General features: G+C 72.5%; 8 protein-coding genes and 3 pseudogenes. 6 read left to right on the top strand and 5 right to left on the bottom strand.

Annotation, left to right across the window (positions count from 1 at the left end):
• Window positions 1-290: pseudogene (locus ACWCSD_RS40230) on the bottom strand (hypothetical protein); the annotation flags it as partial.
• A gap of 74 nt (window positions 291-364) precedes the next feature.
• On the opposite strand from ACWCSD_RS40230, the gene ACWCSD_RS40225 reads away from it, so the two are divergent.
• Window positions 365-991 (top strand): hypothetical protein, encoded by a 627-nt coding sequence (locus ACWCSD_RS40225; RefSeq protein ID WP_397156437.1) that lies wholly within the window; start codon window positions 365-367, stop codon window positions 989-991.
• Between the two features lie 100 nt (window positions 992-1,091).
• Here the strand turns inward: ACWCSD_RS40225 and ACWCSD_RS40220 are convergent.
• Window positions 1,092-1,228 (bottom strand): annotated as a pseudogene (locus ACWCSD_RS40220) (IS5/IS1182 family transposase); the annotation flags it as partial.
• Window positions 1,229-1,332: 104 nt separating this feature from the next.
• On the opposite strand from ACWCSD_RS40220, the gene ACWCSD_RS40215 reads away from it, so the two are divergent.
• Window positions 1,333-2,061: a DUF3152 domain-containing protein gene (locus ACWCSD_RS40215; RefSeq protein WP_397156435.1), complete on the top strand. Its 729-nt coding sequence runs from the start codon at window positions 1,333-1,335 to the stop codon at window positions 2,059-2,061.
• Between the two features lie 13 nt (window positions 2,062-2,074).
• Here ACWCSD_RS40215 and ACWCSD_RS40210 read toward each other — a convergent pair whose 3' ends face one another.
• A complete protein-coding gene (locus ACWCSD_RS40210; RefSeq protein WP_397156433.1) occupies window positions 2,075-2,701 on the bottom strand; it encodes a TetR/AcrR family transcriptional regulator in 627 nt (208 codons plus the stop codon).
• Window positions 2,702-2,806: 105 nt separating this feature from the next.
• Between ACWCSD_RS40210 and ACWCSD_RS40205 the strand changes: the two genes are divergently transcribed.
• From ACWCSD_RS40205 to ACWCSD_RS40195, 3 genes are all read left to right on the top strand, one after another.
• Window positions 2,807-3,595, top strand: a complete 789-nt coding sequence (locus ACWCSD_RS40205) for an SDR family NAD(P)-dependent oxidoreductase (RefSeq protein ID WP_449922740.1) — start codon at window positions 2,807-2,809, stop codon at window positions 3,593-3,595.
• Window positions 3,596-3,682: 87 nt separating this feature from the next.
• Window positions 3,683-4,804, top strand: a complete 1,122-nt coding sequence (locus tag ACWCSD_RS40200) for an MBL fold metallo-hydrolase (RefSeq protein WP_449922738.1) — start codon at window positions 3,683-3,685, stop codon at window positions 4,802-4,804.
• Window positions 4,805-4,862: 58 nt separating this feature from the next.
• On the top strand, window positions 4,863-5,789 hold the full coding sequence (locus ACWCSD_RS40195; RefSeq protein ID WP_449922736.1) for a pirin family protein: 927 nt from the start codon (window positions 4,863-4,865) through the stop codon (window positions 5,787-5,789).
• Here ACWCSD_RS40195 and ACWCSD_RS40190 read toward each other — a convergent pair.
• Complete coding sequence (locus ACWCSD_RS40190) at window positions 5,786-6,781, bottom strand: coiled-coil domain-containing protein (RefSeq protein ID WP_397156425.1); 996 nt, start codon at window positions 6,779-6,781, stop codon at window positions 5,786-5,788. The genes ACWCSD_RS40195 and ACWCSD_RS40190 overlap by 4 nt on opposite strands.
• A gap of 111 nt (window positions 6,782-6,892) precedes the next feature.
• A complete protein-coding gene (locus ACWCSD_RS40185) occupies window positions 6,893-8,608 on the bottom strand; it encodes a protein kinase domain-containing protein (protein ID WP_449922733.1) in 1,716 nt (571 codons plus the stop codon).
• A 136-nt stretch (window positions 8,609-8,744) separates the two neighbouring features.
• On the opposite strand from ACWCSD_RS40185, the pseudogene ACWCSD_RS40180 reads away from it, so the two are divergent.
• A pseudogene (locus tag ACWCSD_RS40180) lies at window positions 8,745-9,169 on the top strand (GNAT family N-acetyltransferase); the annotation flags it as partial.

Here is a 9,169-nt window from a genome sequence, read left to right as displayed (position 1 = left end):
CTCATCTGCGCCCACACCTGGCCGGGGCGCAGCGCGGGCGCGGCGGCGGTCATCGCGTCGTGCACGGCGTCGCCGTCGCTGAGCATCGTGACGATAAGGCGTCCATCGGGCGCCAGACACCGATGACGCCGCCCCCAGACGGCAGGCTGAACCAGGACGTGAGCAGGGCGTGCCGCGTCCGGACGGCGGGGGTTGGTGGCAGGTCGGCGTAAAAGGCCATGCGGATCGATGCGGAGGGAGGCTGTCCGCGGGCCCGGACAGGAATTGCCCACTCCGCCGATCGTGGTCATCGGCCACGATCAGGCACCTGACAGTTGTGGAGCCACGCCCACATAGCCATACGATCCCCCGATCAAGGACCGCGATGTCGATACACGAGAGTCTGGCAATCCTCCACCGCGCCGCCGAATCCGGAACGGTCATCATCACGGCGTCGGAGCCCGCCTCCGCCGAAGCCGTCCGCAACCGCGAGACTGGACTGAAGCCCCATTTCGGAACCGTCGACTGGACGGCTCCGCCCAGCTACCGGGCTTTCCTCGCCGAGCACAACACCTTTGCCTGCAAGCGCCGGGACGTCTCGTCCAACGAGTACATCGAGTTCGTCGTCGTCGGTGACGACGCCATCGTCGAGCTGAACTCCGATCTCGTGCACATGCCCGAGGGTGTGGACCGCGGCGACGGCCGGTGGCTGTCCACCAACCACCTGGTCGGCTTCGCCCTCGCGGACGCGGACAACGAGGCGGTCTGGTGCTTCGACGTCACCCGGCCGGACGCGGACGGCGAATACCCGGTCTACCACCACCACTACGACGACCAGGAGGGGCGCGCACGCTACGTCGAGGACGGGAGCTGGGAGGAGCTGGCCGACTCCACCCCGGACTTCCCCACGTTCGCCGCCTGGCTGGACGCGATGACCACCGCGTTCACCGCGCCGGAGCCACCGAGCTGGTTCGCGGAGCTGGGCTCTCCGGGCTTCCACCCGGGGCCGTAGGAGGCCGTACGGGCAGGGCGCGGTCATGGCCGGCGATTCGCGCCGCTCGCAGCAGCGGGCGATCCGGTGGCAGGCGTGGGCGCGTCCGACGTGCCAGGTAACGCCCGGCCGCCTCTCCACCTCCGGGAGCCTTGGTGAAGGAGCCGTCCACGGCGATCTCGTCGAGGCACGGATCGTGGTGGCCGAGCAGCTGGTGTCGGCGATCGCCTCGTAGGAACAGCCGAGGCGCGGCAGTCGCGCGCCGGTCCGCGCGACCCCTTGGTCAGACCCCGGCATGATCCGGGCGGCACTGCGCGGATATGGTGGATTTCTCCCCGCCGTGATCTCGTGGGGAGGCCGCGTTGCCGCTGTTCGCGCTGCTGATCGTCCTGCTGCTGGCCGCCGGTTGCGCCTCCGCCCCGGAACGCACGGAAACGCCCGAGCGCCCCGCAGAACGGGCCGTTCCCGCCGTCCCCCCTCCGCCGCGCCCCTCGATCCCCGCGCCGATCCCCCTTCCCGCCGAACACGTCAAGGTCCCGTACGCCGCCTCGGGCTCGTACGCCGTGGTGCCCGGCGGCGCGCCCGCCCGAGCCGGAGAGGGCGAGGTGGTGCGGTACCTGGTGGAGGTCGAACGCGGCCTGCCGATCGACGGGACCGTGTTCGCGGCCGCCGTGCACCGCACCCTCAACGACCCGCGCGGATGGGCCCGCTTCCAGCGCGTCGACCACGGCCCGGTACGGGTGCGGGTGGCGCTGTCCAGCCCGGGGCTGACCGTCCGCCAGTGCCTGCCGTTGCGCACCGGCGGCACGTTGTCGTGCTGGAACGGGACGCGCTCGGTCATCAACGCGCTCCGCTGGGCCGACGGCGTCCCGCAGTACGAGGGCGACCTGGCCGCCTACCGCGACTACGTCATCAGCCACGAGGTCGGCCACAGCCTGGGACACGGCCACCGCGCCTGCCCCGGCCCCGGCCTGCCGGCTCCGGTGATGGTCCAGCAGTCGAAGTCGCTGGGCCGCTGCCGTCCGAACCCGTGGCCCCACCCGGAACGCCGCCCGGACGAGCGCCGCGACGCCCTGGCCCGCAACCCCTGACCGAACGAACCTCCTACTCCGAAGGGCTCGGGGAGGCGGGCGGGGCGGCAGAAGGGCTCGGGGTGGGAGGAAGGCCGTGGCCCGGGCCCACGCCGCGCAGCAAGGTGTCCACCAGCCGGCCCGCCAGCGCCTCCGGCTCGCCGTCGCGGCTCTGCGCCGCCTCGTGGATCAGCGCGTAGTACACCCGCCGGGCCCACTCCGGCTCCACGTCCTCCCGCAGCACCCCGGCCGCCCGCGCCTGCTGGAACAGCCGGTCGCACCTGGCCTCGACCTCGGAGTGCACCCGGGCCACCTCGGCCCCCGCCGACGGCCCGCGGCTCATCGCGAACCCCCAGTCGATCTTCACCCGCAGCACGTTCGCCGTGACCTGGTAGAGCGCGACCAGCGGCGGCGCCTGCTCGGGACGGGCGGCGTCCACGGCGGCGGCGAATTGCCGGGTGGCCCACTCGGCCATCGCCTCCACGAGCGACTCCCTGGAGGCGAAGCGCCGGTGGACGGTCGTGCGCGCCACCCCGGCCGCCTCGGCGATCTGCTCCATGCTGGCCGCCGGATTCCTGCTGAGCACCCGTTCGGCCGCCTCCAGGATCGTCCGGACGGTCCGCTCCGCGTCGGACCGCAGGGCCCGTGTCGTCCCACTCACGCCCCAAAGGGTACACGACAGTACCCATTCAAGGGAGAGTTGCGTCATCGATGTTGCAAGTTCTAGAGTCATCGCATCATCACTGATGCAGGAAGGGCGATTCACATGGACATGCGACTCACCGGCAAGACCGCCGTCGTCACCGGCGCGAGCAGGGGGCTGGGGCTGGCGATCGTCGAGGCGCTGACGGCGGAGGGCATGCGGGTCGTGGCCGCGGCCCGTACGATCTCCCCCGAGCTGGGGCGCACCGGCGCGATCACCGTGACCGCCGACCTGTCCACCGCGGCGGGCCCGGCCGAGCTGGTCGAACGCGCGCTGGCCGAGCTGGGCGAGATCGACCTCCTGGTCAACAACGTGGGCGGCGGCGACGGCGGCCAGGGGCAGCTCAACGGCTTCCTCGGCTTCGACGACGACGCCTGGCGCCAGTCGTACGACCTGAACTTCCTCAGCGCCGTGCGGGCCACCAGGGCCGCGATGCCCAGCCTGTTGCGGCGGGGCGGCACTGTGATCAACATCTCGTCCAACGGCGCCCGTGTGCCGCACATGGGGCCGGTCGTGTACACCACCGCCAAGGCCGCGCTGACGGCGTTCGGCAAGGCCCTGGCCGAGGAGTTCGGCCCGCGTGGCGTGCGGGTCGCCACCGTCTCCCCCGGCGCCTCGCGCACCTCGATGTGGGAGGCCCCCGACGGGTACGGCGCCGCCCTGGCGGCCTCGCTCGGGATGGAGCACGAGCAGTTGCTCGCGGGGCTGCCGTCGGTCACCGGAATGACGACCGGTAGGTTCGTCGAACCGGAAGAAGTCGCCTCCTTGGTGACGTACCTGGCCTCGCCGCACGCCAGGAGCGTGAACGGCGCCGACTACGTCATCGACGGCGGAGCGATCAAGACGGTATGAACTATCGCGATATATCGTAGAACGAGAACACCGGGGAATCCCGCCCGGTTGGGCGGGATGGACATCATCTCCAGGGGAGTGTGGGCAATGGCAGGAATGCGGACCGCACGGCGGATCCTCGCGGGCGGCGCGCTCGCCGCCGCGGCCGGGTGGGCGTTGCGCGGGATACCGGCCGAGCTGGGCGTGCGGCCTTTGACGTCGGGGCCGGACCGGGTGAGCAGGATGCGGCGCTCGCCGCAGTTCAGGGGCGACACGTTCGTCAACCCCATGTCCGAGCCGACCGCCCTGATGACCACGCCCCCGGTGGGCCTGCTGGCCGAGCTGGCCAGGAACAAGGAGCAGCGGCATCCCGCCGGTCCCATCCCGCTGCGCCTGCCGCCGTCCGGCCCGCCGCCGGCCGACGGCCTGCGCGCGGTCTGGTACGGCCACGCCTCCACGCTGGTGGAGATCGAGGGCAGGCGGGTGCTGTTCGACCCGGTGTGGAGCAACCGGGTTTCGCCGTCCCAGCTCGTCGGCCCCAAGCGGCACCACCCGCTGCCGGTGGACATCGGCGACCTGCCGCAGGTCGACGCGATCGCGATCTCGCACGACCACTACGACCACCTCGACATGGCCACCGTGCGCTCGCTCACGCGGACCCAGAAGGCGCCGTTCCTGGTCCCGCTGGGCATCGGGGCGCACCTGGAGCGGTGGGGCGTGCCGCTGTACCGGATCATCGAGCTCGACTGGGACGAGGAGGCCGAGGTGGCGGGCCTGCGCTTCGTCGCCACCGCCGCCCGGCACTTCTCGGGGCGCGCCTTCACCAGGAACGACACCCTGTGGGGCTCGTGGGTGGTGGCCGGGCCGAGCAAGCGGGTCTTCTACGCCGGCGACTCGGGATACTTCCAGGGCTACCGGGGCATCGGGGCCGCGCACGGGCCGTTCGACCTGACGCTGATGCCGATCGGCGCCTACAGCCCGGCCTGGCCCGACATCCACATGAACCCGGAGGAGGCCGTCAACGCCCACCTCGACCTCGGCGGCAAGCTGCTGCTGCCGGTCCACTGGGCGACGTTCACGCTGGCGCTGCACCCGTGGGCCGAACCGGTGGACCGCCTGTGGCGGGAGGCGAAGGCACGCGACGTCGAGATCGCGGTGCCCCGCCCGGGCGAGGGCGTCGACGTGACCGCCGTCCCATCCGTGGACGGCTGGTGGGAGACCCTGGGATAGCCGTCCCGTCCGGGGAACGCCGACTGTAGGAGGCCGTACGGCCCCCTACAGTCGTGGGGTGAGCAATATGGAACGTGACCCCCGCGAACTCCGCTGCGCCGCCGACGGCGGCGACCGGAGCGAGGTGCTGACCGGACGCGAGGTGCCGCTGGGCGGCCCGCGCGCGATGCGGGTGAGCAGGACGCTGCCCGGCGTGCACCGGCGGATGATCGGCGCCTGGTGCTTCGTCGACGCCTACGGCCCCGAGCCGGCGTTGATGCGCGTGCCGCCCCACCCCCACACCGGCCTGCAGACGGTGACGTGGCTGCTCGCGGGCGAGGTGCTCCACCGCGACAGCGTCGGCAGCCTGAGCGAGGTGCGTCCCGGCCGGCTCAACCTGATGACGGCCGGGCGCGGCATCTCCCATTCGGAGGAGTCGCCCGGCACGACGCTGCACGGCGTGCAGCTCTGGGTGGCCCTGCCGGAGGCCCACCGGCGCACGGCCCCCGCCTTCGAGCACCACGCCACCCTGCCCGTGTTGTCCGGCCCCGGCTTCGACGCCACCGTGATCATGGGCACGCTCGGCGGCGTGACCTCGCCCGCGACCACCTACACCCCGCTGGTGGGCGCCGAGGTGACGGTCGACGGCACGGGCGAGGTGCCGCTCGACCCCGCCTTCGAGCACGGGCTGCTGCTGCTCGACGGCGAGGTCGAGCAGGCCGTGCCGGGGGCGCTGCGCTACCTGCCGCCGGGTCCCGGCACGTTGCGGCTGTCGGGCCGCGGGCGGGTGCTGCTGATCGGCGGCGAGCCGTTCGGCGAGGAGATCGTCATGTGGTGGAACTTCGTGGGGCGCTCCCACGAGGAGATCGCCGCCTTCCGGAAGGAGTGGGCGGAGGGCGAGGGCTTCGGCGCGGTCGAGGGCTTCGACGGCGAGCCGCTGCCCGCCCCGACACTGCCCTCCATCCGCCTGAAACCGCGCGGACGGGTACGTCCCGAGGCGCGCTAGTAGACCGAGATGTGCGGATGGTCGAAGTGGTTGGCCGTCGTGCCGCCGCGGTTGGACATCGTCCGCCAGGTGCCCGTCCTGGCGTGCCAGATGCGCTGGCGGTAGATGATGTACATGATCCCCAGGCGCCGGGAGTTCTTGATGGCCCAGTCGGCGATCTCGTAGCCGCGCTTGACCTCGGCCGCCGACGGCATCGCGCCGCCGTGGCTGAGCATGAAGTCGCAGGCGCGGCCGAGCGGGTGCTCGCCGCCGTCCTGGATCGTCCGGTAGCAGCCGATCCCGAACGGCACCGTGAACCGTTCCTTGATCAGCGTCTTGACCAGGCGCATGCGGGGCGTGATGTTCTCGGAGCCGTCCGGGAGCTGCGGCACCCACGTGCCGTCCGGGCGGCGCACGCCCGGGGCCGTGTAGAGCTTGTCGATCCGGTCCCTGATCTTCTCGATCAGCTTCTCGGCCTTCTTCTTGCGCCCCTCCAGGTCGGCCACCGCGGTGCCGAGCTCCTCGGCGCGGGCGGCGGCCTCCTGCTCGGCCTTGCGACGCTCGTCCCTGACCTTGGCGTAGCCGCGCAGCCGGGCGTCCTGGACGTCGATGAGGTGGCGGCTCAGCGCCAGGCGGCTCAGCAGCGCGTCCGGGTTCTGGCTGCCGGTGAACAGGGCGATCTGGTTAGGTTCGCCGCCGATGTACTGGGCCACGGCCAGCGTCCTGAGCTGGAGGGACTCCCGGTCGTAGATCTCCTGGGCGGCGGCCAGCCGCTCACGCGCGCTCTTCTCCGTCTTCTCGGCCTGCTGCTGGGCGCGGCGGCTGTTGTAGTACTCCTCGATGAGCCGGTCCGACTCCTTGCTCAGCGCGGCCAGCTCCTTCTTGAGCTGCTTCACCGAGGGTTTGGGGGCCGCGCGCCCGGCTGAGGCGTTGCCCGCCGTCAGCGTCAGCCCGACGAGTACGGCGACCACGGCCCGCGCCACGTGGCCCACGGCGGAGGAGGCGACCGCCACTGTCCTCCTTAGCCTGAGCCGCAGGGCGGGTTCCGGTCAGGAGCTAATCAGAGTCCGGGACGCCCTCTTTCCGACGCTGATAGTAGGGGATCAAGCATCATTCCCCGCAACTCATAACTTTTCCTGACTACGTGATCTTCGTGCGCGCCTGACCGCGATGCGGCCTCCGAGCAGGGCCGATCCCGGCACCACGAGCATGCCGAGCAGGCTGGAGCCCAACCCGACGTCGAGGTCGGCGTCCAGCAACCCGCCCCCGCCTCCGCCCCCGCCGAGCAGCGAGCCGCCGAGCGACAACCCGACCGAGACGGACAGAAGCGGTTCATGGCTCTTGGCGGGCGGCTTCGCGGAGGGCTCCGGAGCGGGGGCGCTCGTGGCGGGCGGCTTGGGAACCGGGCCGCCGGTGGCGGACTGCCGGGTGGACGTCGGCGACGACCGCGTGGGCGGCCCCGAAGGCGGCCCCGAAGGTTGCCCCGAAGGCGCCCCGGACTTCGGCGGTTCGGACTTCTGGGGCCCCGACTCCGACGGACCGCTGGTCGGCCTCGGCGGCCGGCTGTTCGGGGCCCTCGTGGCGGGCGGCGCGGACGACGCGGGCCCCGCGGTCGGCACGCCGGGCACAGTCGGCTGCCCGCTGGCCCCGGCGGTGACCGTCACAGGCGGCGAGACCGTCCCTGACCCGCTCGGCACGGGCAGCTCCGGATCCGGCGAGACGGGCGGCGTCACGAACGAGCTCTCCGCGGACTCCGGCGGCATCGCGATGCCGCTGTCCGGCGAGGGCGAGCCGCTCCAGATCACGAACGTCGAGGCCACCGCCGCCGCCGTCGCCAGCACCAGCCCGCCGGTCACCGCCAGCTTGGCCGGCGGCCCCACCGAGCTGCGCACCACGCTGGTGCCCGTCGCGACGCCGTGCTCCGCACCGCTCCTCCCGATGGTCCCTCCGCCGAGGCCCTCGCCCATCCCCCCGCCGGTCCCGGCCGACGGCAGCAGCGCGGCGAACGGCATCGCCAGCACGGCCAGGCCCGACCGCCCGCGCAGCTCCCACCCCGCGCCGTACGTATCGCGCGCCACCTCCTCCAGCTCGGCCAGGAACGCCTCGGCCGAGGCGGGCCGGTGGGCGGGGTCCTTGGCCAGGCCGTGTTCGACGAGCCCGCGCAGGCGTCCGTCCACGTGCTCCAGCGGGGGCGGCATGTGCTGGTGCTGGAAGGCCAGGGCGGCCAGGTTCGCGGCGGTGAACGGGCGGCGGCCGGTGAGGCATTCGTAGAACACCAGGGCGGCGGCGTACACGTCGCAGGCCGGGCCGGCCGGGGCGTCCTCCCACTGCTCGGGGGACATGTAGGCGGGGGTGCCGGCCAGGGCGCCGGTCTCACCGAACCGGGCCGCGACGCCGAAGTCGACCAGCTTGCTGTCGCCGTCCGGGGTGACGATGACGTTCTCGGGCTTGAAGTCGCGGTGGGCCACCCCGCGCCGGTGCGCCTCGGCGAGGCCGAGCAGGGCCCCCTTCAGCAGGGTGAGCGCGGCCTCCACGCCGGTGCCGCCCTCGGCGGCGATCAGGCGGCGCAGCGTGACGCCGTCGACCAGCTCCATCACGATCGCGGACGTGCCTCCGGCCTCGACGTAGTCCAGCAGGCGGGCGGTGTGGGGGCTGTCGATCTCGCTGATGACCCCGGCCTCGGCGCGGAACCGGGCGGCGAACTCGCCGTCCGCGCGCAAGGCCTCGGACAGGTGCTTGATCGCGACCGGTAAGCCGTCGGAGTCGCGGACGGCGAGCACGACGCGGCCGGTTCCTCCGTGACCGAGTTCCCGGATCTCCGTGTAACCGGGAACAGCCATGTCGGGCCCTCCTGACCGGATAAAGATCCTTATGTCAGGACGCTAGCCGAAGGTAACACGCCGTGTCGAGCCCCTTCGCAAGAGTAACCGACCCCCTGTCGCAATCGGTATTTTTCCTACTTCCTATAGTAGGTCCGTGGCTCTCACCGATCATCTGCGCGAATGGCTCGGGGCCTGGCCGCCCACGGGAAACCTCGACGTCACGGGCTCGCCGCTGCGTACGCTGCCCGCCTGGGACGGCCGCGTGCACCCGGCCGTCGGCGTCGGCACCCCGGAGGGGGCGATGTTGTCGGTGCCGCCCGAGCACGTCGCCCGGGTGCGCGCCGCGCGGACGCTCCGGGAGATCCCCGAGCTGATCGGATATGGGGATCGCGGCTGGTTCGACGCCGTCTTCCGGTGGACCACCGAGCCCACGCCCCTGCCCGACGCCGGCGAGTGGGTCCCGGCGACGGACGACGCCGTCCCCGGATGGCTGCGCGTGTTCGGCGGCGAGGTGCTGGTGGCCGTGGACCCCGAGACCGGCCAGCACCTGGCCGGGGTGGGCATCAAACGGCACGACCG

The organism is Nonomuraea sp. NPDC001684, assembly GCF_053596515.1.
The sequence above is the reverse complement of the archived record's forward strand: the minus strand, read 5'-3'. Positions and strand labels throughout refer to the sequence as shown.